The following is a 26,815-nucleotide window of genomic DNA, read 5'->3' on the forward strand; positions in this document are numbered from 1 at the left end:
TCCTCCATCGCCTACCAGGTGAGAGGCAGTGTAGAGCCCAATGACGCCCGGGTGCACATGAAGACTTAGAAGATGGCGTAGGTGTAGTTGAAGATCAGGCGGGTCTGGTCCTGGTCGGCGGTGCCGGTGTTCTTGCCGTGATAGGTGCCGGTACGGAACGTAGTACCGAAGCCTTTCAGGGGACCTGCCTGCACCACGTAGTCCAGGCGGAAGTCGGCTTCGTTTTCCTTCTGGTCGGGGCCGCCGGCGACCTTGGACTTGATGTCCGAACCGTCCAGGTAGGCCACGGACGCCTTCAGCCCAGGTACGTACGCCTTGAAGTCATAGGTGTATTGGCCAAAGTTGACCTGCTCGCCCGCGCGGGAGAACTGGCCGACCACGGCGTCGGTGAACAGGTAGAAGTCGCTGCCGCCGGCGCCTTGGGCATGCGGGTCGGCGAGGCTGCCCTGGTTGACCCAGACGAAACCGCCGTCGTCACCCACGCCAATGTGGCCGAGCATCAAGCTGCTGCCGCCCAGTTGGTAGGTGAAGGCCGCACTGTAGGTTTTGTTGTCGACTTCGCCGGCGTGTTTGGCGTAGCCACCGTTGTTGTTGAATTGGTAGCCGCTCTCGCCGTTCTTGCCGTCGCTGCGGCTGTCGAAGTAGCGCAGGTCGGTCTTGAACGACTGGTCATTGCCCAGCGGCAGGGTATGGACCAGGCCGACGTAGTTCTGTTTGTAGAAGTCTTGCAGTTGGGCGTAGTAGTACTGCAACGTCAGGTTTTTCGCGATCACGTTGTCGGAAGAACCAAACGGCTTGTAGTCCACCCCACCGAACTTGAAGCTGTCGCTGTCGCGAGTACCACCGGCCACGCTCAGGCCTGTGGAGTTGCTGGAAGCACGGCCTTCGGCGCGGTTCAGCTCACCACCGGTGAAGGTGACATTGGGAATGTCGTTGGAGGTCAGGATACCGCCATCAAAGGTCTGCGGTGCCACGCGACTGTCGTTGGACACCAGGATCGGCAGCACCGGCGCCAGGCCACCACCGACGTGCAACTCGGTCTGGGAAATACGGAACTTCACATTGCCGGCGGCGCGCCCGAAGGAGTCGGCCGGTTCAGTGCCATTGTTCCTGGTCGGGAAGAAGCTGTTGCCGTTACCCGCCAGGCCCGGACCCGCGGTGTGGCCGTCGCCACCGTCCAGGCGCAGGGCGCCGAAGGCCATGACATCGAAACCCAGGCCAACGGTGCCTTGGGTGAAGCCGGACTTGTAGTCAAAACGCAGCGCTGTGGCGGCTTCGCGCAGATCGTTGTTGGTGCCCGAGCGGTTATCCGCGCTGTAGTACATGGTCCGTGAGCTGACAGACGCATGGCTGTCTTCAAGGAAGCCGCTGTGACCGTTGCCGGTGCCCAGCGAGCCGAGCCCGAAGTCATCGGCGTAAGCCTGTTGTGCAAGAACGGCGGCGGTGATCGACAACGCCAGTGTAGAAATTTTCATTAACGACAGCCCCTAAACATTTTTTTATGTGTCTGGTGTGCATAACCGCGTTTTCATCCTTGCAAACGTGACGATTCTTTCACGCCGGCCGGGGCGGACTTCGTGAAGAATTAGTTAGGAAAAACGCCCGAAAATGAAATTTCACACGGGCCGTTTTTTGTCATCTTCACGTCATCTCATTCATTTGCAGAATGAAGTCCTGAAGAATCTTCGTTTGCAAGGCGACGTTGCGCTCAACAAAATCCAGCAAAAGGCCACTATCCGCGCCCCCGCCATCAGGAATTTTTCTATGCCCAGCACCGCACAGGTCAGCCCCGACGAGATCCGCAAGGGCTTTTCCAAGGCCATGTCCGACATGTACCGAGATGAAGTTCCGTTGTATGGCGCGCTGATGGATCTGGTGGCCGAGACCAATGCGCACGTGCTCGACACCCAACCGCTGCTGGCGCAACAGCTGCAACGCACCGGCGAAATCCAGCGCCTGGACATGGAACGCCACGGCGCGATCCGCCTGGGCACCGCCACCGAGCTGGCCACCATCCGCCGCCTGTTCGCGGTGATGGGCATGCAGCCGGTGGGCTACTACGACCTGACCCCGGCTGGCGTGCCCGTACACTCCACCGCGTTTCGCGCCGTGCATGAACAGGCGTTGCAGACCAGCCCGTTTCGCGTGTTCACCTCATTGCTGCGCCTGGAACTGATCGAAAACCCCGACCTGCGCGCCTTCGCCGAAACCGCCCTGGCCAAGCGTTCGATCTTCACCTCCGGCGCCCTGGCGCTGATTGAAAAAGCCGAAAACCAGGGCGGACTCAACGCCCAGGATGCCGACGAATTCATCCGCCAGGCCCTGGAAACCTTCCGCTGGCATCACACCGCCACCGTCACCGGCGCGCAGTACCAGCAACTGAGCGACCAGCACCGCCTGATCGCCGACGTGGTCGCTTTCAAGGGCCCGCACATCAACCACCTGACCCCGCGCACCCTGGACATCGACCAGGTCCAGGCCGCCATGCCCGGCAAAGGCATCACCCCCAAGGCCGTGATCGAAGGCCCGCCGCGCCGCCACTGCCCGATCCTGCTGCGTCAGACCAGCTTCAAGGCCCTGGATGAACCCATCGCCTTCACCGACGCCCAAGGCAGCCACAGCGCACGCTTCGGCGAAATCGAACAACGCGGCGTGGCGTTGACGCCCAAAGGCCGCGCGCTCTACGACCAACTGCTGAACGCCGCCCGCGACGCACTGGGCGCCTTCCCCAACGAGGGCAACGCTGCACGCTATGTCGAATTGATGGAACAACACTTCCAGGCCTTCCCGGACAACCATGCCCAGATGCGCGAGCAGGGCCTGGCCTACTACCGCTACTTCCCCACCGAGCAAGGCCTGGCGGCACGCGGCAGCGCCGATCAACCACGCACCCTGGAGGCACTGATCGCCGCCGGCCACATCGACGTGGAACCGTTGGTGTATGAAGATTTTCTGCCGGTGAGCGCGGCAGGGATTTTCCAGTCGAACCTGGGGGATGCGGCGCAGAGTCACTACGCGGCCAACTCGAACCAGGCCGAATTCGAACAGGCACTGGGCCGGCGGACGATTGATGAATTGAAACTGTATGGCGAGACGCAGCAGCGCTCCATCGATGAATGCACCCAGGCGCTGCTGGCATGAACTGAAGTACCCACCCGGCTCACCAGCGCAATCCTTGCGCTGCAACAGTCCCCAGAGCCGGGTGGGCGGTGGGCATCATAGGCAGTGAAGAGCCACCTGTCCCCCGGACAATTCTGAACAAATATGTCCATAACTCTGTAGGAGCAAGCTTGGTCGCGAAGAACCCGAGAACGCCGCGTCCACTCAGGGCGCCGGCGTCATCGTTGGCGTTTTTCGCGAGCAAGCTCGCTCCTACAGGAGGCTCGATCGTGATCAGCCCAACTTCACCACAATCTCATCTTTGATCAACAAGCGTTTCTTCTTCAGCTTCTCCACATCCTCGTCGCTGGCACTTGCCGACTCCGCCTTCAGCACCTCTTTGTCAGCGTCGTCGTACTGCGTGAGCAGCGAGTCCAGGCGTTTGTCGCTCGCCCTGCGTTCGTGAACGACTTCCTTGCTCAACCCCAAGTCCTGATACAGGTCGTGTTTCACTGGCATGGCGTACCTCCGCATGTTGATCAATGGCTTACGCCCTAGAAGCTAGACCATTGCGAGGGGTCTTGTCATGTTCAGGGTCAATACAGCCCCGTTCGTCGCGGCGCGGGCGTTTGGATCAAACCTTTGCCTCGCCCTGCCCTCCACTCTAGATAGCCACCCGAGGGAGAACGGTTTCATGACGCACGCTGCCACCGCTGTCGACACCCAATGCATCAACACCCTCCGCACCCTGGCCATGGATGCCGTGCAAAAGGCCAATTCCGGCCATCCGGGCACGCCCATGGGCCTGGCGCCGGTGGGTTATACGCTGTGGAGTCGTTTCCTGCGTTATCACCCGCAACATCCCGACTGGCCCAGCCGTGATCGGTTTGTGCTGTCCGTCGGCCATGCCTCGATGTTGCTGTATTCGCTGCTGCACCTGGCCGGTGTGGTGGAACTGGATGCCGACGGCAAGCGCACCGGCCAGGCCGCTGTCAGCCTGGACGATATCAAGCAGTTTCGCCAAGCGGGCTCCAAAACCCCCGGCCACCCCGAATACCGTATGACCACTGGGGTGGAGACCACTACCGGCCCGCTCGGCCAGGGCTGTGCCAACAGCGTCGGCATGGCGATGGCCGAGCGTTGGCTGGCCAAGCGCTTCAACCGCGAAGAAAAAACCCTGTTCGACTACAACGTCTACACCCTGTGCGGCGACGGCGACATGATGGAGGGCATCAGCGGCGAAGCGGCGTCCATGGCCGGGCATTTGAAACTGGACAAGCTGTGCTGGATCTATGACAACAACACCATCAGCATCGAAGGCCACACTGAGCTGGCGTTCAGCGAAGATGTGATCAAGCGCTTCCAGGCGTATGGGTGGCACACCCTGCATGTGACCGATGCCAACGACTTGCAAGCCCTGAGCAATGCCTTGGAGGCGTTCCATTGCAACCGCGGCGCGCCCACCCTGATTGTGGTCGACAGCGTGATCGGCTACGGCTCCCCGCACAAACACAACACGGCCGCCGCCCATGGCGAGCCCCTGGGCGAAGAGGAAATTCGCCTGACCAAGGCAGCCTATGGCTGGCCCGAGGATTCCAGCTTCCTGGTTCCCGATGAGGTGCGCACGCAATTGCGTGATGTTTTGCTTGAGCGCAGCGAGCCGCTGTATGAAAAGTGGAGCGAGCACCTGTCCCAGCTGGAACAGTACGAACCGGAATTGGCCGATGAATTGAGGCGCATGCGAGCCGGGGAAATGCCGGAGCACTGGCAGAAACACCTACCGGATTTCGACACCGACGCCAAGGGCATCGCCAGTCGTGCCGCCGGCGGCCAGGTGCTGAATGCGTTTGCCGAACAGATCCCCTGGCTGCTGGGCGGCTCGGCCGACCTGTCACCGTCGACCAAGACCAACCTCACCTTCGACGGCGCCGGGCGTTTCAGCGCCGAGGACTACAGCGGGCGCAACCTGCACTTCGGCATTCGTGAACATGCCATGGGCGCCATCGCCAATGGCATGGCATTGTCCTACCTGCGGCCGTACACCTCGACCTTCCTGGTGTTCAGCGACTACATGAAGCCACCGATCCGCCTGGCGGCAATCATGGAACTGCCGGTGGTGTTCGTGTTTACCCACGACTCGATTGGCGTGGGTGAAGATGGGCCAACGCACCAGCCGATCGAGCATCTGACCCAGTTGCGCGCAACGCCGGGCCTGCTGACCTTGCGCCCCGGTGACGCGAATGAAACCCGCGAGCTGTGGAAGGTGGCGCTGGCACAGACCCATCGGCCAAGTTGCGTGGTGCTGTCGCGTCAACCGCTGCCGACGCTGGATCGTACGCGGTACGCGGCGGCATCCGGGGCCGCCAAGGGCGCTTACGTGCTGGCGGGTGCAGATGCGCCCCAGGTAATTCTGCTGGCCACAGGCAGCGAAGTCAGCCTGGCGGTGGCGGCGTATGAGCAGTTGAAAGACGAAGGGATTGCCGCGCAGGTGGTGTCCATGCCCAGCTGGGAGTTGTTCGAGGACCAGGACCAGACGTACCGCGACAGCGTGTTGCCGCCGGCGGTGAAAGCTCGGGTCGTGGTGGAGCAGGCAGGCCCCCTCGGCTGGGACCGGTATGTGGGGCAGACCGGCGCCAAGGTGGTGATGAACAGCTTTGGTGCGTCGGCGCCGTTGGCCCAGTTGCAGGAGCAGTTCGGGTTTACGGTTGAGAATGTTGTGAAGCAGGCGAAAGCACAGATCCAACTGACTCAACAGTGATTAGACATGTGGGAGGGGCAAGTCGAACCGTCGCACCGCCCCTCCCACATTAAGTTCTCATCCGCTTTTAGTTCAGTTCTTTGGTCAGGAATGGCGCAGTCCGGCTGGCCTTGCTTTTGGCAACCTTCTGCGGCGTACCACTGGCCACCACCTTCCCGCCCATATCCCCCGCCCCCGGCCCGATATCGATCACCCAGTCACTCTGCGCCACCACGCGCATTTCATGCTCCACCACGACCACTGTATGCCCCGCGTCCACCAGCTGGTTCAACTGGTTGAGCAGGCGGTCCACATCCCGTGGATGCAACCCGGTGGTGGGTTCATCCAGCACATACAGGGTGGCGCCCCGCGCATTGCGTTGCAGCTCGGTCGCCAGTTTGATGCGTTGTGCTTCACCACCGGACAACTCGGTCGCCGGTTGCCCCAGGCGCAGGTAGCCCAGGCCGATATCCCGCAGCACCTGCAACGAACGCAACACCCCAGGCTGCTCGGCAAATACCTCCACCGCCTGTTCCACTGTCAGCCCGAGCACGTCGGCGATGCTCAAGCCTTGCCATTTGATCGCCAGGGTCTCGGGGTTGTAGCGTGCGCCGTGGCAGGTCGGGCATGGCGCATACACGCTGGGCATGAACAGCAGTTCAACGCTGACAAAGCCCTCGCCTTCACAGTTCGGGCAGCGGCCCTTGGCGACATTGAAGGAGAACTGCCCGGCATCGTACTGCCGTTTCTTCGCCGCCGGAGTGGCCGCGAACAGCTTGCGCACGTTGTCAAACAGCCCGGTGTAGGTCGCCAGGTTGGAGCGTGGCGTGCGGCCGATGGGTTTCTGATCGACCTGCACCAGGCGGCGGATATGCTCCAGCCCGGCGCGGATGTGGCCCCCGCTGGTTTGCGGGGCGTCGTCTTCCAGGCTTGGTTCTTCGTCGTTTTCCATCACACGCCCAAGGCCGGCGCCCACCAGCTCCAGCAGTGCCTGGCTGACCAGGCTGGACTTGCCCGAGCCAGAAATCCCGGTGACCGCCGTGAAGCAGCCCAATGGGAAATCCACGTCAAGGCCCTTGAGATTATTGCGCGTCACACCTTCCAGTTGCAGCCAGCCGGTGGCTTCACGGCGCACCTGAGTCGACACGCGCTTTTCCGCGAACAGGTACTCACGGGTCTGCGACGCCGCCACCTGCGCCAGCCCCGCCGGCGGGCCGCTGTACAGCACCTGCCCGCCCTGTTCACCGGCCGCCGGGCCGACGTCGATCAGCCAGTCGGCGCGGCGCATGGTTTCCAGGTCATGCTCCACCACAAATAATGAATTGCCGGCCGCCTTCAAGCGGTCAAGGGCGGTGAACAATGCCTCGCCGTCCGCCGGGTGCAGGCCCGCCGAAGGTTCGTCCAACACGTAAATCACGCCGAACAACTGCGAACCCAATTGCGTTGCCAGGCGCAACCGCTGCAACTCGCCGGACGACAAGGTCGGCGTGCTGCGCTCCAGGGACAGGTAACCCAGGCCCAGTTCGGTCAAGGTACTGACCCGCTCCAGCAAGTCCTGGGCGATGCGCTGCGCGGCCAGGCGTTTCTCCACCGACAGCTTCATCTTGTCCTGCCCCGCCGCCACCGGTCTCAGCAACTCGGCCAACTGCGTCAACGGCAGTTGCGACAACTCGCCGATGTCCACCCCGGCAAACTTCACCGACAGCGCCGCCTGGGTCAGGCGCTTGCCGTCGCACAACGGGCAGGCGCTGCCCTGCATGAACTGCGACACGCGCTTTTTCATCAGCGCACTCTGGGTATGGGTGAACGTGTGCAGGATGTAGCGCCGTGCGCCGATGAAGGTGCCCTGGTAGCTCGGCTCCAGTTTGCGCTTCAACGCATCGCGGGTCTGTTCCGGGGTGAACCCGGCGTACACCGGGACGGTGGGGGTCTCTTCGGTAAACAGGATCCAGTCGCGCTGCTTTTTCGGCAGGTCGCGCCAGGGGATGTCCACGTCATAGCCCAGGGTCACCAGGATGTCCCGCTGGTTCTGCCCCTGCCACGCCAACGGCCAGGAAGCCACCGCACGCTGGCGAATGGTCAGGGAAGGATCGGGCACCATCAGCGCCTCGGTCACTTCATACACACGCCCCAGGCCATGGCACTGCGGGCACGCGCCCTGGGGCAGGTTCGGCGAAAAGTCTTCGGCGTACAGCATCGCCTGCCCCTTCGGATAACTGCCGGCGCGGGAGTACAGCATGCGGATCAAACTCGACAACGTGGTCACGCTGCCCACCGACGAGCGCGCACTCGGCGTGCCGCGCTGCTGTTGCAGGGCCACGGCAGGCGGCAGGCCTTCGATGCTGTCCACGTCCGGCACGCCGACCTGGTCGATCAACCGCCGTGCATAGGGCGCCACCGACTCGAAATAGCGACGCTGGGCCTCGGCATACACCGTGGAAAACGCCAGGGACGATTTGCCGGAACCCGACACCCCGGTGAACACCACCAGGGCATCGCGGGGGATATCCACATCGACGTTGCGCAGGTTGTGTTCGCGGGCGCCGCGCACGCGGACAAAGCCCGAGGGTTGGGCAGTGATAGAGGGAATATTGCGCGTTGAAGTCATGGACAACCTTGTCTGGCGGTGAGCACGCTGCGCACCCGTTGCGTCAGCGCTTCGGGGCTGTAGGGTTTGCTCAGCAGATGAATATCGGGGCTCAGCAAGTGATTGCTGGAGAGAATGTCACGGGTGTGGCCGGAGGTGAACAGCACCGGCACCGCAGGCGTCTGCTGGCGGGCCCAGTCGGCCAGGTCGGTGCTTTTGACGCGGCCGGGCATGACCACATCGGTGAAGATCAGGTCCGGTGGCGAGCCTGCCTGCAGTTTCGACATGGCCTGGTCACCGTCTTCGGCGGTAAGTACGGTGTAGCCGGACTGTTCGAGCAGCTCCACGACAGTCAGGCGCACACCTTCATTGTCCTCGACCACCAGGATGGTTTCCTGTCCGCCGCTGTGCTGCACCTGGTCCATATGCACATCGAGGCTTTCCGGTTCCAGGCTGTGGGGGAAATACATCTGCACCACCGAGCCCTTGCCCTCCTCGCTCCACATTTCCACATGCCCGCCACTCTGGCGCACAAAGCCGAACACCATGCTCAGGCCCAGGCCGGTGCCATAGCCTTCACGCTTGGTGGTGAAGAAGGGTTCAAAGGCACGCTTGAGGGTGCTCTCGGACATGCCGACGCCGGTATCGGCCACCTCCAGGCGCACATACTCGCCGGGCTTGATGCTTTTACCCGCGCAATCGGCCGGATTGAGGATGATATTTTCGCCGGAGATGCGGATCACGCCTTCGCCCTTCATGGCGTCGCGGGCATTGATCGCCAGGTTGAGCAGCGCGTTCTCCAGTTGGTTGCGGTCGACATTGATAAACCAGGCATCCTGGGGCATCTGCACGTCGATATGGATGGTTTCGCCCAACGCCCGTTGCAGCAACTCGCCAAGCCCCGCGTAAATGCGTTGCGGGTTGTACACCGCCGGCGACAGCGGTTGGCGCCGGGCGAACGCCAGCAGTTGCGAGGACAGCTTGGCTCCACGCTCCACCGCCGCAATGGCGGCCGTGACACGCCGCTGCACCTGGGCGTTGTCCGGTTCCTGGCGGGCCAGCAGGTGCAGGTTGCCGGCGATCACTTGCAGCAGGTTATTGAAGTCGTGGGCCACGCCGCCGGTGAGGCCGCCAATGGCTTCGAGTTTCTGCGACTGGCGCAACTGGTCCTCGGCCGCGGAGCGCGCCTGCACTTCGGCGGCCACCCGTTGTTCGAGGTTGTGCGTGAGTTCCCGGCGTACCTGTTCGGACTTCACCAGTTCGGTGGTCTCCACCACAATCGCCAGCACGCCGGCCGGTTGTTGATCGTCGCCGGCCACCGGGCTGTAGTAGAGGTCCAGCCACACGGTTTCCGGCTGGCCGTTGCGCAACAGCACCAGGTCCTTGTTGTTGAATGACAGGGTGCCGCCGGCCAGGCAGGTGTCCATCACATGCCGGTTGAAGTCGGCCACTTCCGGCCAGCCGAGCTCCACCGGTGTGCCCAGCAGGTAGGGGTGACGGCCACCGGCAAAGGCCGAGTAGCTGTCGTTGTAGATCATGTGCCCCAGGCGTCCCCACAACATCACCATCGGCACGGGCGAAGCCAGCATCATCTGTACGGTACACGCCAGGCTGGTGGACCAGCGGTCAATGGGGCCCAGGTCGGTGCCCGACCAATCGAATGCGCGGATCCGCTGAGCCATTTCACCGGCCCAGCCTTCGCAGCCGTGGGGGTTGGATAAGAATTGCATCGGTTGGCTCTGTGCGCTAAGAGAACATCGGCAAGTTTTGGAGCGCTGCAAACCCGGATGGTTTCACCTCATCTGCATCAGAAGTGATTACAGCAGAAACCACGGGACTCAGTGAAAATCCCGACTGCGCACATTGATCCCTTCCAACAAGGGCGTCAGGTCGGTCAGGCGCCCGGCGATCAAGTGCCGCACCTCGCCCACCGCTTCCCAGCGCCCGTCCACCTTCAACAGCCGCGAGCCCACCAGCGCCTGGCGTTGACGCTCGGCCAAGTCACGCCAGACCACCACATTGAGGTTGCCGAATTCATCTTCCAGGGTGACAAAGGTCACACCGCTGGCAGTCCCCGGGCGCTGTCGACCGGTCACCAGCCCCGCGACGCTGACATTACGGCCGTGCTCCACCGCCATCAGTTCATGGGAGCTGCGGCAGCGGCGCTTGCGCAATTCATCCCGCAGCAACGCCAGAGGGTGCGGCCCCAGGGTCGTGCCCACAGTGGCATAGTCAGCCTGCAGGTCTTCACCCACGGTCGGTGCCGGCAACTCGACCACCGCCTCATCCGGGCTCGGCAGGCCGGCAAACAGCCCCAGTTGCTTGTGCACGCCGGCCACCGCCCAGCGCGCCGTGTGCCGGTTGTCAGCCAGGGCGCGCAAGGCTCCGGCATCCGCCAACAAGGCCTGGGCACGTGCATCCAGCCCGGCGCGCTCGTCCAGGTCGGCAATGTCCCTGAACGCTCGACGCAGGCGCGCGGCTTCGATGCGCCGCCCATCTTCTTCGCGAAACCCGGAGATCATGCGCAAGCCCATGCGAATCGCCGGTTGTGCACCATCGATGGGCTCCAGGCTGCAATCCCAATCGCTGGCCTGCACATCCACCGGCCGGATCTGCAAGCGATGGCGCCGTGCATCCTGCAGGATCTGGTCCGGGCTGTAGAAGCCCATGGGCCAACTGTTGATCAGCGCACAGGCAAACGCCGCCGGTTCATGGCACTTGAGCCAGCAACTGGCGTAGGTCAGCAAGGCGAAACTGGCCGCGTGGGATTCAGGAAAGCCATAGCTGCCAAAGCCTTTGATCTGCTCGAAGATCTGCGCGGCAAAGGCTTCGGTGTAACCGTTTTTCAGCATGCCGGTGCGCAGGCGCTGCTGGTGCGGCTCCAGGCCGCCGTGGCGTTTCCAGGCGGCCATGGAGCGACGCAACTGGTCGGCCTCGCCGGGGCTGTAGTCGGCGGCGACCATGGCGATCTGCATCACTTGCTCCTGGAACAGCGGAATGCCCAGGGTGCGTTCCAGAACGGTTTTAAGCTCCGGCGAAGGATAGGTTTCGGGTTCTTCCTTGTTCCGCCGCCGCAGGTACGGGTGCACCATGCCGCCCTGGATCGGCCCCGGTCGCACGATGGCCACCTCGATCACCAGGTCATAGAATTTCTGCGGCCTGAGCCTTGGCAACATCGACATCTGCGCCCGCGATTCGATCTGGAACACGCCGATGGTGTCGGCCTTGCTGATCATCGCGTAGGTGGCCGGGTCGTCCTGGGGGATCGTCGCCAAGGCCAGGTCGCGGTGGCGGTGACGGCGCAGCAAGTCGAAGCAACGCCGGATCGCACTGAGCATGCCCAAGGCCAGGATATCCACCTTGAGCAAGCCCACGGCGTCGAGGTCGTCTTTGTCCCACTGGATGATGGTGCGCTCGGCCATGGCGGCGTTTTCCACCGGCACCAGGGTGTCCAGCGGGTATTCGGAAATCACGAAGCCGCCGGGGTGCTGGGACAAGTGCCGAGGGAAGCCGATCAACTGCTGGGTGAGCGTGAGCACTCGGCGCAGCAGTGGGCTGTCGGGGTCGAAGCCGCTTTCACGCAAGCGCTCCAGCGGCGGGGCGTCGTCGCTCCAACGCCCACAGCAGTCGGCCAGGGCGTTGATCTGGTCCGGCGGCAGCCCGAGGGCCTTGGCCACATCGCGCACCGCGCCAGCGGCGTGGTAACTGCTGACCACCGCGGTCAGCGCCGCGCGGGTTCGGCCGTAGCGCTGGAATACGTACTGCAGCACTTCTTCGCGGCGCTCATGTTCGAAGTCCACGTCGATGTCCGGCGGCTCGTTGCGCTCCCTGGACAGAAAGCGCTCGAACAACAGGCTCGTCAGGCTCGGGTCGATCTCGGTGATGCCCAAGGCAAAACACACCGCCGAGTTGGCCGCCGAGCCGCGGCCCTGGCACAGGATCGAACGGCTGCGGGCGAACTGCACAATGTCATGCACCGTGAGGAAATAGCTTTCGTAGCCCAGCTCGCTGATGATCTTCAGTTCGTCATGGATCTGCTGCAAGGTCTTGGCGTCGACACCCTGCGGCCAGCGTTGGGCGATGCCCGCTTCGGTCACGGCACGTAGCCAGGATTCGGCGTCGTGGCCGCTGGGCACCAGTTCACGCGGGTAGTGATAGCGCAACTGGCTGAGGTCGAAGGTGCAACGCCGGGCAATCGCCTGGGTTTCATCGAGCAGGGCTTGCGGGTACAGCGCGGCCAGGGCATCGAGGCTGCGCAGGTGCCGCTCGCCATTGGGGTGCAGGCGCGTGCCGGCTTCGGCCACTGGTACGTGATGACGGATGGCGGTCATGGTGTCTTGCAGGGCGCGGCGGCCACGCGCATGCATGTGCACATCGCCACAGGCCACCGCCGGGATGTGCAGGCTGACGGCCAGGTTCAGGCGTTGCTCCAGGTGGCGCGCATCGTCCTGGCCGCAGTGCAGGTGCACCGCCAGCCACAGGCGCCCGGCGAAGGTGCGGCGCAGCCACTGGATCGAGGCCTGGGTGTCGCCGTCCTCGGCAACCCACAGTGCCAGCAGGCCGGGCAGCGGTTGCTCGAAGTCCTCCTGCAACAGGCGATAGCGGCCCTTTTCCGCGCGCCGCCGGGCCACGGTGATCAAGCGGCACAGGTGCTGGTAACCGCTGAGGTCTTCCACCAGCAGCACCAGTTTCGGGCCGTTCTCTAGGCGCATCTCGCTGCCGATTATCAGCGGCAATTCCACCGCCTTCGCCGCCTGCCAGGCCCGCACGATGCCCGCCAGGGTGCATTCGTCAGTGATCGCCAGGGCGCTGTAGCCTTGGCGCTTGGCCCGTTCGAACAGCTCCAGCGCACTCGACGCACCGCGCTGGAAGCTGAAGTTGGACAGGCAGTGCAGCTCGGCGTAATTCATGCAAACCAGCCTTGCAGCCACAACCCATCGCTTTGCCCGACGTTACGAAAGGCCCAGCCTTGCTGGCCGGCGCGGGTCTGGATCAGGTAGTAGTCGCGGCGGATATCGGCGCCGTCCCACCAGCCCGACTCGATGCGTTCCGGCCCCATGAGGATATTCACGCCGTGTTCGGCCAATAGCGTAGGTTCGCTCAGCAACCAACCGGGGCGTTGCACCTTGTGCAAGGTCGGGCAGAGGTTTTTGTCGCTCGCCGCTTGCCAGGCGCATTCGGGGCGATGGTCGGCGTGGAAGCGCAAGCCCTGCACGGCCTCATCGCCGAGACGGGCGCGCAGGCGTTCGCGCAATTGTTCCCACGGCAAGGTCTGCTGCGGGCGGTCGTCGAACAGGTCCTGGCGCTGCGGCACGAACACCGGCAAATCCTGGGCGACCAGGCGGAAACCGCGTACCGGTGAGGTGACCTGTACCTGCTCCAGGCGACCCCGGGCCAATTCAAACAGCATCGCCGGTTCGCGCTCGGCGCTGAGCAGGCCGACCTTGATCACCGTGTCCGGCGCCTGGGCGTGTTCCAGGTGCAAGTCAAAGCGCTGCACGCCACTGTCGCGGCCACACAGGAAGGCCGACAGATCGCCCGTCAGGCGTCGCAAAGGAAACAGCAGCGCCTGATGGGACTGCACGTCGAAATTCAGCTCGATGCGCACGTCGAATCGGTCCGGGGGCTGATAGAACGCCAAGGCCAATGGGCGCTGCCCGGTCAATGCGTCCAGGTGCTTGAGCAGGTCGGCATCAAAGCGTCGCGCCAAGGTGTGCCGAGGCAGCGCTTGCACCTGGGCCAGGCGGCGCAGGCCCATGCGCGACAACGCCGTGGCGGCCTGCGGGTCGAGGCCGGCGCGATCGATGGGCAGCGGCGCCAGGGCCTGTAGCAAGCCGTGATCCTGCACCGCCAAACCATCGTAGAAATTCGCCAGCACCCGCGCCGCGGCCGGGTTGGGCGCAGCGACGATGCGGTGACGAAAACCCAGTTCGGTCAATTCCTGGCGTAAGCGTGCTTCGAACCGCGGCCACGGCCCAAACAGGCCCAGGCTCGATTCAATCTCGAACAACAAGGCACGCGGGTAATACAGGCTGACCTGGGAACTGAACTGGTAGGCCCAGGCAGCCAGGAACTGTTGATGGCGCTCGATCTCGGCGGGGTCGTATTCGACGCTGGCAAAGGTTTTGGTCAGGGCATGCGCCGCCGTCAGGGATTGACCGGGGCGCAGGCCCAGGGCGCGGGCGGCGTCATTGACGGTTTGCAGCACGCGCCGCTGTGGCGTGCCGGCCAGCAGGACCAAGGGTTGGTCCGGTTCGGGGTGCACACGCTGCACCCCGTCCAGCGCCAATTGCGGGAAGACAATACACACCCAGCGCATGACAACCTCAGTGCCCCGCCAGGGCAATCGGCGTCGGATGGGCCAGCCCGCCCCGGCACTTGAGCACCCTTACCTGCGCGGGCTTGGCCTCCACGGCCAGGCGTAACGCCGCGGGCGATGAGTTGACCGACTCACTCAAGGCGCGCCAGGCAAACGCCAGGGTCTGCCCGGTTTCCGCCGCCACTTGCAGGCGCCGCAGCGCCCGGTCATCGGCCTTGCGCGGCCAGCACAGCACCGCCCCGCAACTGCCGGAACGCAGGCATTGCTCCACCGCCCACAGGGCATCGCGTTCCTCGGCCTGGATCACCGAGAGCAGGCGCAGGTCCACCCCGGCGTTCTGCCAGGCATGGGGGTACGGTGTATACGGAGGCGCCACCAACACAATGCGCTCCCCTGCCTTCGACAAGCGCGCCAGGGTCGGCAGCACCAGTTGCAATTCGCCCACACCTTCCTTGGCCATGAGGATTTCACTCAAGGCCGCCTCCGGCCAGCCGCCCGCGGGCAGCACCGCGTCCAGGGCCGCCAGCCCGGTGGGATGCACACTGGACGGCGGCGCGGCGGGCCGGCCCTTCCAGACACGCCCGCCATTGAACAGCGTGTCCAGCGCAACCACGGCGCCCATCAGCCTTGCCTCACCAAACCGCAGAACACCCCTTCGATGGCCAGGTCCTGGTCGGGCCCCACCACGATGGGTTGATACGCGGGGTTGCGCGGCAGCAGACGCACGTGGTCGCCACTGCGCTCGAAACGCTTGATGGTCACTTCGCCGTCCAGGCGCGCCACCACGATCTGCCCGTTCAAGGCCTCGGCACTGCGGCGTACGCCGACCAGATCACCGTCGAGAATGCCGTCCTCGATCATCGAATCGCCCTGCACCCGCAACAGGTAGTCCGGGGTTTTCGCGAAGGTCGACGGGTCCAGTTGCAGACGGCTGTGCACTTCGGCATCGGCGCCGATGGGCAAACCTGCGGCCACGCGACCGAGCACCGGCACATCCAGCCATTCCGGGCGCGCCGGCTGGTTGAGCAAACGAATGCCACGCGCCTGATTGGGGTTGACCTCGATAAACCCGGCTTCGGTCAGCGCCAGCACATGCTTGCGCGCCACGCTGCGCGAGGCAAAACCGAACGCTTCGGCGATCTCGGCGAGGCTGGGAGGCTGACCTTGTTGCGCGATTCGGTCGCGGATAAAGGTCAGGATGGCGGTACGGCGGGGGGTTAGAGTCGTCATGGAGTACATTTGTACTCTTGTGGGAAATTTCTGACAATAGCCGCTAGTCGCGTGATAGCGGACGAGCGTTGTCGAACCGTCCCACATAACCGCCGGATAAGCTCTACTCCCCTCCCCTGCAAACATCCGCAAAGTCCCTCGCCTGACTACACAGTGCGAGGGATTGCAGATGGCGTTATGGGTTTGGGCTCCGGTTGATGGGGCTGTTTCATGATCGAAGTGACCAGCCAAACCATTGGCTATTTGGTACTGGCCATCCTGGATTCAAAGACGCGAGACGTCGAATCCGTTATCCGCGACTTCAAGCGCTGCCTCAATCACTACGACGCCTGGGCGGAGAGCTTTTTCAGCTTTTCGGCGCTGGATATCGAGCAGGTCTTCAAGGTTGGAGATGAAGTGGCACTGGTCGCGCCGATCAACCGCTCCCTGTTTCCCAGCACCACCACCGCAACCTGCCAGGCAGACGGCACGCTGACCCTGGTGCATATGTTCCAGAGTTCTCGATTTGTGCCGATTGGCGATACGCCCGTGATGGTGCAGCGCATTGATCCGAAAGGTGGCCCGCTCGGGGAGCCCATCCATAAAACCATCGGACCCAGCGGCATTCTCGAAATCAAGGAATGTGATCGTAACCAGCAGTATCGGGTCAGTTTCTATCCCAACGTTTCCAAGGTGCACTTCAAGGCGCTGTACGCCTCTTATCAGTCGGTTATCGAACCGCTGGAAGGCTGGCTGCGCCGTGAATGGGCCACCACCTTCGCCGCCTTGTGGAAGGGTTATTCCGAAGCCAATTTTCTCAAGCGCTACCTCTCGCTGCACGAAGCCTACGCACGCGGGTTTAGTGGGGCGTTGTATTCACTCTGGGACAACATCACGCAGGTGCTTCAGTGGTTTCTGGCCCCACTGAAGCATGCCGAAAAGCTGCTGCATTACCTGAGCCACGAAGAATTCGAAAAGCTGTTGAAGCTCGGCACCGAAAGCATCGCAAAGGGCTTGCTGGTGCTGAGTGATGAGCCGTTGCTGTTCATTTATCTGTCGGCAATGGTCAGTTGGATGCGGATGTTGCCGCCGCCTTATATGAATGAGCTGCTGGGGGAAATCAGCGCTGAAGTATTGATCAATTTGCTGCTGTGCCTTGCCACGGCAGGTATGGGGATGGCGGTACGCATCAGTACCAAGGTACTGGGCAGCATCAAGTCTCAACGTGCGCGCAAATGGCTTGAGCACATGGCTGGGCAGTTCGGGAAATTTCGTGCGGATGATCACACGCAGGTGGCCAAGCCGATATTGCTCAGTAGCCAGGCGACGACGATCAAGACGATTCCGGATGCGCCGTTGAAGGCCGGGGATCAGGTGGTTGCCAACGCGGTGCCGGTGGTGCGCAACAAGTCCCAGCGAACGGCGTTGGTGCGGCAGGAGACCGTGGATGATGTGCCGGTTTCTGCTCGCAACCCGAATGGGGATGCGGCGGCATCTTCGGACAAGACCGCCACCAACGGCTGCCCGGTGTCGATGGTCACCGGCGAGGAACTGCTGACCCTCACCGATGGAACGCTGGACGGGATCTTGCCGTTTGAGTGGACACGGTTGTATCGCACCAGTGCGGTTGACGTGGATTGTGGGTTGGGGTTTGGCTGGAGTCACGCGCTGGCGCATCGGCTGAGTGTTTCCGGGGATTCGGTGCTTTGGACCGATCATGAAAACCGCTCCACCACCCTGCCCTTGCCGTCGACTTCTCGCCCTGCAATCACCAACAGCCTGGCCGAAGCGGCGATCTATCTGGGTTCGTCGCCTGATGAACTGGTGCTGGCCCAGGCATCACGTTTCTACCACTTCCGCGACGGTGTGCTGACAGCGATCAGCGACGCGTATGACAACCGGCTGCGCATTACCCGGGACTTTCTGGGCCGTGTTGAGCGGGTGGATAACGGCGTCGGGCGCTCGTTGTGGTTGCGCTATGTGTCGGGCCGGATCGTGGCGGTGGATTACCAGATTCATCGCGTTGTGGATGACGGTCCGTTTGTGTGGGTGACGGAGCAGACGGTTGTTTCCTACGCCTATGACGACTTGGGACGACTGGTTTCAGCGACCAACGCGGTCGGTGAAAGCGAGGTTTATCGCTACGACGAACAGCACGTCATCCTTGAGCGCGGTTTGGCCGGTGGGGCGAGTTTCTTCTGGGAGTGGCAACGATCTGGCAAGGCGGCGCGGTGCATTCGGCACTGGGCCAGTTTCTCGCAGATGGACACGCGTTATGCCTGGGATGACAACGGCCAGGTCACGGTGTTTAACGCCGATGGCAGCCAGGAAGTCTACGTGCATGACCAGCGGGCGCGGCTGGTGCAGCGAGTGGATCCGGATGGGGCCGAGCATTTCAACTCCTACGATGACAGAGGCCGGCTGACGGTTGAGCAGGACCCGCTCGGGGCGATCACGGCGTATCAGTACGACGAAGCCGGGCGCTTGGTGGCGGTGTTTCCGGGGGACGATGAGCCGACGACCTACGAGCATGATAACGGCTTCGTACGCGTTGTAAGGCGGGGTCAGGCGGTTTGGAAGTATGAACGCAACGATCAGGGCGATGTAACGCGCAAGACCGATCCTGATGGCAACACTACTGACTACAGCTACAACAAATACGGGCAACTGGTTGGGGTTTGGTACCCGGATCACAGCTGTCAGCGGCTGGTGTGGAATGAGCGTGGGCAGTTGCTTGAGGAGCAGTTGCCCAATGGTGGGATCAAGCGTTATCGCTATGACGACCGTGGGCGACAGATTGCGCGTGAGGATGAGCATGGCGCGCCGACCCAGTATCAGTGGAACGACGTTGGGCGGTTAGTCCAGGTCGTCTTGCCAAGCGGCGACACGCGTAAATATACCTACAACGCTTACGGAAAAATCATCGCCGAACGCGATGAACAGGGGCACGTCACCCGCTACGAATACGCCGACGGCCTGCACCTGATCAGCCGCCGCATCAATGCCGATGGCACCCAGGTCAAGTACCGCTGCGACAACGCGCGGTTACTGCTGACCGAGATCGAAAACGAGGTGGGCGAGACCTACCGGCTCCAGTACCACAACAACGGCCTGATCCAGCAGGAAACCGGGTTTGATGGTCAGCGCACCGCTTACGTCTACGACCTTAATGGCAACCTTTCGGAAAAGACCGAACACGGCGATGACGGCAGTCAGCTGGTTACCCATTACCAGCGCGATCATGCCGGACGCCTGGTCAGAAAAACCCTGCCCGATGGCAATACCGTCGATTACACCTACGACCGCCAGGGCAATCTCCTCAGCGTCGAAGACGGCCACTGGTCCCTGGCCTACGAGTACGACAGCCAAAACCGCCTCACCGCCGAACACCAAGGCTGGGGCACCCTGCGCTACGGCTACGACGCCTGCGGCCAGCTGCAAAACCTGCGCCTGCCGGACAACAACCGCCTCACCTTCAATCACGACAAAGGCGGCCACCTTGCCACCGTCGAACTGAACGGCGCCGTTCTCACCTCACACCTGTTCAACGCTGGTCGCGAACAGCAACGCGCCCAAGGAAACCTGCTCAGCCACTACCAACATGACCACCAGGGCCGCCTGTTCAACCAGAGCATCAACGACGCCGAAGGCCCGCTATACCGCCGCCACTACGACTACGACAAATCCGGCAACCTCACCCGCCAGCTCGACACCCGCAAGGGCGAACACCGCTACCACTACGACCCACTCAACCGCCTCACCCGCGCCGACCACACCCAAGGCGAGCAAGAACGCTTCGGCCACGACCCCGCCGGCAACCTGCTCATGCAAAACCGCCCCGGCCCCGACATCGTCGCCGGCAACCGCCTGATGATTCAGGGCGACCACCACTACGACTACGACGCCTTCGGCAACCTGATCCGCGAACGACGCGGTAAGGGCCATCAACTCGTCACCGAGTACCGCTACGACTGCCAGCACCGCCTGATCGGTATTAAAACGCCCAACGGCCAGACCGCCAGCTACCGCTATGACCCGTTTGGGCGGCGTATCAGTAAAACCATAGATGGGATTACTACCGAGTTTTTCTGGCAAGGCGACAAACTCATCGCCGAACACCACGCGGATCGGCATCGCAGCTATCTCTATGAACCAGACAGCTTCCGTCCGCTAGCCTTGCTGGAAGGCTTCGGCCCCAAGGAAACCAAGCCCTACCACTACCAACTCGACCACCTCGGCACGCCGCAGGAACTCACCGCCCCGGATGGCGAAATCGTCTGGTCCGCGCATTACCGTGCCTACGGCGAAATCACCCGCCTCGACATCGGAAAAGTCGACAACCCGCTGCGTTTCCAGGGTCAGTATTTCGATCAGGAAAGCGGGCTGCACTACAACCGCCATCGCTACTACAATCCGGATGTTGGTCGGTACCTGACGCCGGATCCGGTGAAGCTGGCGGGTGGGATCAATGCGTACCAGTACGTACCTAGTCCTACGGGGTGGGTTGATCCGTTAGGCTTAAGCACGTGTCCGGGTGACAGATGCAAACCTAATGCTCCTCCTGCCATTCCGATGCCTAGCGTTGATGAAGGCACACCCACTCTTCCTCAACTCACACGGACTGACCGACAGGCGAGAATAGATAAACTGGCAGAGGCCAATGCAAAACGGAAAGTGCTGGGCTGGGAGCAGGAGTACGATATGCATACGGTTGAAAAGCATGGTCCAGAGATACCAGACAGCGCGTTAAAGCAACGATCTATTGATGGAACACATCCTACGACTGGGGAGAGAGGAGCGGTCAACTCCAGCTCCCAATTTAAATCCTGGAGAATGCAGCTCCACGCTATAAATAAGGCTTTGGGCAGGATGCAGGACAATTCGCCATCTCCCACAGCTTTTGATAGAAGCGGCAACCCCGTGGTTGTGGTCGAGCTACCTGGAGCCGGACGAGGCTACAAACCTAACCCCAGGGACGTAAACAACCCTAGATACATTGAGAACATGGATAGAGTGGAAGTCAGATTTGATAGAAACAATCCAACTCGACCATTCACCGCATTCCCGAAGTGAACAGACGATGCTGAAATGCCCATTTATGAACACTCCATACAGCCCTAATATATCTCATATACTAGGAGCCTTATCCATATACGATCTTGAGGAAACAGCTGGAAAAGAGCTACGGAAACATGATCCTAACAATCAGAAAGACAGGGAAGAGATCATAGTTTCTTTTATCCTCAAAGACCTTATGTACCTATCATACAGACATCGTTTCGTATTGATGTCAGCTCTCAGGGATGCACTGGACAACCACGACTTTGACTTCTCAAAAGAATTCAAAAGCGACTACGACGAATACATAACGATGGCCTGGGACGAAACAGAAATCGCCGATCCGCGGGGCTTTTTCGCCGACATCTATCGACTAGCCAATGAGGTTTGGCGAGATGACCTCCAAAAAGCCAGCCTCGAAGACCAGTCAACCTGGTAACCCAAACACCGCCCTCCAAGGCAACACCGCCCCTCTGTGGCGAGCAGGCTTGCCCTGCGTTGGGCCGCAAAGCGGCCCCAATCCAGACGATGGGTGTTTTCAGGTAAATCGGCATTGCCTGTTTTTGGGGCTGCTGCGCAGCCCAACGCAGGGCAAGCCTGCTCACCACATGAAGGCTGCGAACCACAACAAGCGGGATCACCCAAACAAAGGGAGTTCACCAACCCTCTTTAAGCATCCGCAACTCCAAATGCTGCAACAACATGATGGTCTTGCCATCCACAATCTCGCCGTTTTGCACCCTTGCCAAAGCCTCCTCAAAGCCCAGCTCCAGCACTTCGATATCTTCGCCCTCCTCTTCCAAGCCACCGCCAGTCCCAACCCGATCACCCGGCTGATACTCCCCCATGAAAAAGTGAATTCGCTCGGTCACCGAGCCCGGGCTCATGAACGCTGCGTAGATTTTCTCCACATGGCCGACGCGATAGCCGGTCTCTTCCTCGGCCTCCAGGCGAATGCGCTCTTCGGGGCTGGCGTTATCCAGCAACCCGGCCGCCGCTTCGATCAGGTAACCATGGTAGTCGTTGACGAACGTCGGCATGCGGAACTGGCGAATCAGCAACACCGTGCGCTGGGCGCGGTTGTACAACAGGATGGTCGCGCCATTGCCGCGGTCGTACACCTCGCGGGTCTGGGTTTGCCAGCTGCCGTCGCGGCGGCGCAGGTCGAAGCTGTACTTTTTCAGCAGGTACCAGTTCTTCGAAAGGGTCTCTTCGGCGGTGATGCGAACGGGGCTGGTGTCCATGGTCGTACTCTCAAGAAAGGGCGAGTGTTTGTTTCATGCGATCCCAGGCAAATGGATCATTGCTGGCGCGCAGGATGTAACCCACATGCGTCGCCGGTGACGATTACCCACCCTAACAATCTCTGCACGTATTGTTCAATGCAGTAACACTTTGTAAGAAACACCCGTGGGCGGCCGTCGAATTAATGCCTGCCTGGGCAAGCCATCTGGTAAAACCCCAGCTTGACCTTTTACCTGGAACCTTCATGTCCTCACGTTTTTTCTCGCGCCTGAGCCTGCGCTGGTTTCCGCTGCTGTGCATGGCGCTGTTGATCGTCGGCCTGCCGGTGGGCTGCGCCGTGCTGCAACACAAGGAACGCGAACTGGTGTTTCGCATCGAGCCAGGCACCGCCAGTTGGTACAACGGCTTGCCCAAGGCGGTGCAGGAATTCGAACTCAAGCCGGCCAGCTTCAAATCGGGGCAGAACATCCATGGCTGGTGGTACCCGGCGGACAAGAAAGATGCTCCCGCGATCCTCTACCTGCACGGCGTGCGCTGGAACCTCACCGGGCAGCTGTTTCGCATCGAGCAACTGCACGCCCTGGGTTATTCGGTGCTGGCCATCGACTATCGCGGCTTCGGCAAGAGCCACGGCGAGCTGCCGTCGGAAACCACCGTGTACGAAGACGCACGCATCGCATGGGAACGCTTCCAGGTGCTGCAACCCGACCCACAGAAACGCCTGATCTACGGACACTCGCTGGGGGGCGCGGTAGCCATCGACCTGGCTGCCGAATTGGGCAAACAGACACCGTTGCCGGTACGTGGCCTCGTCATCGAATCCACCTTTACGTCGCTGGCGGATGTGGCCACCGCCGTGGCGAATACCTCACTGCCGGTGCGTTGGTTGCTGTCACAGAAGTTCGACTCCATCGACAAGATCGCCGACATCCATATGCCGCTGCTGGTGGTGCATGGCCTTGACGACCGCTACGTACCGCCGCGCTTCAGCCAGCAGTTGTTTGAAGCCGCCCGGGAGCCCAAGCGGCTGTTACTGGTGCCCGGTGCCAGCCACAACAACAGCATGAGCCTGGCCGGTCGCAGTTATGGCCAGGCGCTGGACAAACTGATGCAAGCGAAGATGCCGACGCAGGTTGTCACCCACTCCACAGGCCGCAACGGCGACTCGTAAAAATGTTTTTCGGCACTGGGTTCGTGCTTGCCTGTCAAGCGCAAACCCAGGCCATGCTGGGCCAAATCCGAAGTTGATCAAATATTGATCTTGGCTTAAATCGCCAACCCTGCCGGGGCTTCGCAAAGTTATCCACAGAGATACCCACGGTTTTCGTGGACAACTCTTTTTATTTTTTTACGCTTTTTTTGCTCAGTAAACGTTTTCCGGGAATGTCCCCGGCAACAAAATTTCGCGATTCACATCGCGTATATCGTTATACCCACACAGCGCCATCGTCACGTCCAACTCGCGGGCAATGATCTCGAGCGCCTTGGTCACACCCGCCTCGCCCATCGCCCCCAGGCCATACAAATGCGGCCGGCCGATCATCGTGCCTTTGGCACCCAACGCCACCGCCTTGAGCACGTCCTGGCCGGAGCGAATGCCGCCGTCGAGCCACACCTCGATGCGCTCCCCCACCGCTGCCACAATCGCCGGCAACTGGCTGATGCTCGACGGCGCGCCATCCAATTGCCGTCCTCCGTGGTTGCTCACCACCAGCGCATCGGCACCGGCATTTGCGGCCAGGCGTGCATCTTCTACATCAAGAATGCCCTTGATAATCAACTTGCCACCCCAGCACTGCTTGATCCACTCCACATCGTCCCAACTCAGGCGTGGGTCGAATTGCTGGGCGGTCCAGGACGACAGCGAACTCATGTCGGCCACGCCTTTAACATGCCCGACGATATTGCCGAAGCCGCGTCGTTTAGTGCCAAGCATGCCCATCACCCAACGCGGCTTGGTGGCCATGTCGAGGATATTCGGCAGGGTCAGTTTGGGCGGCGCGGACAGGCCATTGATCAAGTCCTTGTGGCGTTGCCCGAGGATCTGCAAGTCGAGGGTCAGCACCAATGCATCCACGCCGGCGGCCTTGGCGCGCTCGATCAATTGCTCGATAAAGGCGCGGTCGCGCATCACGTACAACTGGAACCAGAACGGCTGGCCGACGTGCTCGGCGATGTCTTCCAGCGAACAGATGCTCATGGTCGACAAGGTGTAGCGCAGCCCAAAGGCAGCGGCAGCGCGGGCGGTGAGAATCTCGCCATCGGCATGCTGCATGCCGGCCAAACCGGTCGGCGCCAGCGCGACGGGCATGGCCATGTCCTGGCCGATCATGCTGGCGCGGATCGAGCGCTCGTCGATATTGCGCGCCACGCGCTGGCGGAACTTGATGCGGGCAAAGTCGCTTTCGTTGGCGCGGTAGGTGCTCTCAGTCCAGGAGCCGGAATCGGCATAGTCGTAGAACATCCGTGGCACACGTTTTTGCGCGAGCTTGCGTAAATCTTCGATGGTTGTGATCAACGACATCTAGGTCACCTCTCCCTGGACTGAATGCTGAGAGTAACCGCCCATCGCCCGCACAACCAGCCATTGCGTTTACGGAATGAGACGACTAATCTCGCACAAACCCGCAAAAAGACGCAAAACCATGCACAACACCCATCAAGCCATCGACCTGCCTTCTTTGCGCAAACAGAAGATTTTGTTGCTGCTGGAACGCGACGGCAAAGTCACCGCCTCGGAGCTGGTGGAGCACTTCGCCGTGTCCCAGGACACTATCCGCCGCGACCTGGGCGAGCTCGCCGCTGCCGGCCTGCTGCAACGCGTGCACGGCGGCGCCCTGCCCCGCCCCAAAGACACCGGCAAGGATTTTTTCACCCGAGTGGGCGAAACCAACGACGCCAAGCGCCACCTCGCCCGCCTGGCCGCCGAACGGGTCGAGGATGGCCAGATCGTGCTGTTCGATTCCGGCTCCACCACCCTGCAGATCGCCCAGTCCTTGCCGCACTCGATCCGCCTGACGGTGGTCACCACATCGCCGATGATCGCCATCGCCCTGGCCGACCATCCCGATGTAAAAGTGATCCTCTCCGGCGGCCAACTCAACCCGGCGACGCTGTCCACCGGCGGCCATGAAACCGTGCGGTTGATCCAGAGCATCAAGGCCGACCTGCTGTTTACCGGCGTGTGCGCACTGCATCCGCAAGTCGGTATCAGTTCGCTGCATTTTGACGAGGTCGCGGTCAAGCAAGCCTTGCTCGACAGTGCGTCCCATGTGGTGGCGGTGACCATGGCCGACAAGATCGGCGCCGTGGAGCCGTTTGTGGTGGCACCGTGCAGCCGCATACACACGTTGATTACCGAATGGCACGTGCCGAATGTGCAAGCGTATGAACAGCTAGGTGTGGAAGTGCTGCGGGTAGAGGTCGAGTAGGCACAGCGCATCGGAGGTTGCCAGGCCGCTGGCCGTGTTGTCGAAGATGCACCAGGTGGGCACGCCATCCTCCATGGACGCGCTGAACAAACGGGCATAGGCCTGGACCCGTTCAGGTCCATAGCCGCTGTGATAAATGCGCGGCGTCCCGTGCAGGCGCCAATAACGCACGCCCTGCCAACCGGCCGGTGTGTCTCCCGACGCAATAAGCGGCGGGTCGGCCGCCACTCGCCCGACTTGCAGGTGGCGCAACATCTCCTCAGCCGCAAGCCAACTCCCATGACGTGGCTCAAGCACTACGTGGCCCATGAAACGTCGGCGCAACGCCGTGAAGAATGCGCTGGCAACGAGCGGTTCGTAATGCAACGAAGGCGGTAATTGCACCAACAGGCAACCCAGCTTTTCGCCCAGTTGCAGGCATTGCCCAAGAAACTCATCCAGTGCAGCCTCACAGCCTTGCAGGCGCAGCTCATGAGTGAGGCGCTTAGGCACTTTGACCGAGAAACGGAAGCCTGAGGGCACCGAATCCGCCCAGCGTGCATACGTCTTCGCCAGGTGCGGACGATAGAAGGAGCTGTTGATTTCCACCGCATTGAAGCGCGAAGCGTAGCGCTGCAGGTGCGTGCCTTCACCGCTGAACCTCGGCCAGTATTCACGCGGCAAACTCCAGCCGGCACAGCCCACATAGGGAGCTGCAGTCAAAACAGCACCTTGGCAGCATCGCGCATGAAAATCTCGATGGTCTTGGGGCCCACCCCGTCGAATTCCCCGAGACGTTTTTCGAAGGCCTCACGGCTTTCGCTGACACTGCGCATATGGGTGATCTTGCCGGCGTATTCGGCGTTCAACCTGGCGCTGAGGTCGAGCAAGCGTTGCGCGGTGGTTTCGTCATAGCGCACGTAATGCGCGCGTCCCAGCATGGCCACCAATTCACGCGATGTGCAGTGCTGCAGCTTGCGCGCAGTGTCACGGCCTTCTTCCTCGACAATCACCTTATAGGCCTGCGCGGCAATCGGTGCCTGGATACGCTTGCCCATCAGGAAGCTGGCGATAAACCACTTGAACAGACTGTGGTCGTCGCCGGGCTTGAGTTCAATGCCCAACTCCGACGCACTGATGGCGCGGGCCAT

The 26,815-nt window shown here is 61.7% G+C and carries 18 protein-coding genes; 6 read left to right on the forward strand and 12 right to left on the reverse strand.

Going from position 1 to position 26,815, the window contains the following annotated elements; translation table 11 throughout:
* Positions 1–65: 65 nt before the first annotated feature.
* Entirely contained in the window at positions 66–1,475 is a 1,410-nt protein-coding gene (locus tag LUU92_RS16030; protein WP_071488020.1) for an OprD family outer membrane porin, read from the reverse strand.
* A gap of 289 nt (positions 1,476–1,764) precedes the next feature.
* Here LUU92_RS16030 and hglS point away from each other — a divergent pair, with 289 nt between their 5' ends.
* Positions 1,765–3,141, forward strand: a complete 1,377-nt coding sequence (hglS, locus tag LUU92_RS16035; protein WP_257102284.1) for a 2-oxoadipate dioxygenase/decarboxylase HglS — start codon at positions 1,765–1,767, stop codon at positions 3,139–3,141.
* Between the two features lie 252 nt (positions 3,142–3,393).
* Here the strand turns inward: hglS and LUU92_RS16045 are convergent, their stop codons facing one another.
* Positions 3,394–3,618: a DUF465 domain-containing protein gene (locus LUU92_RS16045; protein WP_071488022.1), complete on the reverse strand. Its 225-nt coding sequence runs from the start codon at positions 3,616–3,618 to the stop codon at positions 3,394–3,396.
* A gap of 175 nt (positions 3,619–3,793) precedes the next feature.
* Between LUU92_RS16045 and tkt the strand changes: the two genes are divergently transcribed.
* Positions 3,794–5,857: a transketolase gene (gene tkt / locus LUU92_RS16050; RefSeq protein ID WP_071488023.1), complete on the forward strand. Its 2,064-nt coding sequence runs from the start codon at positions 3,794–3,796 to the stop codon at positions 5,855–5,857.
* A 67-nt stretch (positions 5,858–5,924) separates the two neighbouring features.
* Here the strand turns inward: tkt and uvrA are convergent, their stop codons facing one another.
* The 6 genes from uvrA to lexA form a co-directional block, all read right to left on the reverse strand.
* Entirely contained in the window at positions 5,925–8,444 is a 2,520-nt protein-coding gene (uvrA, locus tag LUU92_RS16055; RefSeq protein WP_257102285.1) for an excinuclease ABC subunit UvrA, read from the reverse strand.
* A complete protein-coding gene (locus tag LUU92_RS16060; protein WP_248488026.1) occupies positions 8,441–10,153 on the reverse strand; it encodes an ATP-binding protein in 1,713 nt (570 codons plus the stop codon). The genes uvrA and LUU92_RS16060 overlap by 4 nt, the downstream gene beginning before the upstream one ends.
* 108 nt (positions 10,154–10,261) lie before the next feature.
* Positions 10,262–13,354 carry an error-prone DNA polymerase gene (locus LUU92_RS16065; protein ID WP_257102286.1) on the reverse strand — a complete coding sequence of 1,031 codons (3,093 nt, stop codon included), beginning with the start codon at positions 13,352–13,354 and terminating at the stop codon, positions 10,262–10,264.
* Positions 13,330–14,742 (reverse strand): Y-family DNA polymerase, encoded by a 1,413-nt coding sequence (locus tag LUU92_RS16070; RefSeq protein WP_257102287.1) that lies wholly within the window; start codon positions 14,740–14,742, stop codon positions 13,330–13,332. The genes LUU92_RS16065 and LUU92_RS16070 overlap by 25 nt, the downstream gene beginning before the upstream one ends.
* Before the next feature lie 7 nt (positions 14,743–14,749).
* Entirely contained in the window at positions 14,750–15,364 is a 615-nt protein-coding gene (imuA, locus tag LUU92_RS16075; protein ID WP_257102288.1) for a translesion DNA synthesis-associated protein ImuA, read from the reverse strand.
* The gene (gene lexA, locus LUU92_RS16080; protein ID WP_071488029.1) at positions 15,364–15,981 is read right to left on the reverse strand and encodes a transcriptional repressor LexA; all 618 of its coding nucleotides are present in this window, start codon (positions 15,979–15,981) and stop codon (positions 15,364–15,366) included. Before lexA ends, imuA begins: the two co-directional genes overlap by 1 nt.
* 201 nt (positions 15,982–16,182) lie before the next feature.
* Between lexA and LUU92_RS16085 the strand changes: the two genes are divergently transcribed.
* Positions 16,183–21,024, forward strand: coding sequence for an RHS repeat-associated core domain-containing protein (locus LUU92_RS16085; RefSeq protein WP_257102289.1), 4,842 nt, complete (start codon positions 16,183–16,185; stop codon positions 21,022–21,024).
* Between the two features lie 25 nt (positions 21,025–21,049).
* A complete protein-coding gene (locus LUU92_RS16090) occupies positions 21,050–21,448 on the forward strand; it encodes a hypothetical protein (protein ID WP_371322022.1) in 399 nt (132 codons plus the stop codon).
* 217 nt (positions 21,449–21,665) lie between these two features.
* On the opposite strand, the gene LUU92_RS16095 is transcribed toward LUU92_RS16090, so the two are convergent.
* Positions 21,666–22,253: an NUDIX domain-containing protein gene (locus LUU92_RS16095; protein WP_071491699.1), complete on the reverse strand. Its 588-nt coding sequence runs from the start codon at positions 22,251–22,253 to the stop codon at positions 21,666–21,668.
* 245 nt (positions 22,254–22,498) lie between these two features.
* Between LUU92_RS16095 and LUU92_RS16100 the strand changes: the two genes are divergently transcribed.
* Entirely contained in the window at positions 22,499–23,425 is a 927-nt protein-coding gene (locus LUU92_RS16100) for an alpha/beta hydrolase (RefSeq protein WP_257102290.1), read from the forward strand.
* Between the two features lie 192 nt (positions 23,426–23,617).
* Here LUU92_RS16100 and LUU92_RS16105 read toward each other — a convergent pair whose 3' ends face one another.
* Positions 23,618–24,778 carry an alpha-hydroxy acid oxidase gene (locus LUU92_RS16105; protein ID WP_092245482.1) on the reverse strand — a complete coding sequence of 387 codons (1,161 nt, stop codon included), beginning with the start codon at positions 24,776–24,778 and terminating at the stop codon, positions 23,618–23,620.
* Positions 24,779–24,899: 121 nt separating this feature from the next.
* Between LUU92_RS16105 and LUU92_RS16110 the strand changes: the two genes are divergently transcribed.
* Positions 24,900–25,685, forward strand: coding sequence for a DeoR/GlpR family DNA-binding transcription regulator (locus LUU92_RS16110; RefSeq protein WP_257102291.1), 786 nt, complete (start codon positions 24,900–24,902; stop codon positions 25,683–25,685).
* On the opposite strand, the gene LUU92_RS16115 is transcribed toward LUU92_RS16110, so the two are convergent.
* The gene (locus LUU92_RS16115) at positions 25,650–26,387 is read right to left on the reverse strand and encodes a DUF72 domain-containing protein (RefSeq protein WP_257102292.1); all 738 of its coding nucleotides are present in this window, start codon (positions 26,385–26,387) and stop codon (positions 25,650–25,652) included. The two genes, LUU92_RS16110 and LUU92_RS16115, sit on opposite strands and share 36 nt — an antisense overlap.
* Entirely contained in the window at positions 26,384–26,815 is a 432-nt protein-coding gene (locus tag LUU92_RS16120; RefSeq protein ID WP_071491704.1) for a DNA methylase, read from the reverse strand. Before LUU92_RS16120 ends, LUU92_RS16115 begins: the two co-directional genes overlap by 4 nt.

Source organism: Pseudomonas extremorientalis, from assembly GCF_024584605.1.
Classification (GTDB): domain Bacteria; phylum Pseudomonadota; class Gammaproteobacteria; order Pseudomonadales; family Pseudomonadaceae; genus Aquipseudomonas; species Aquipseudomonas extremorientalis.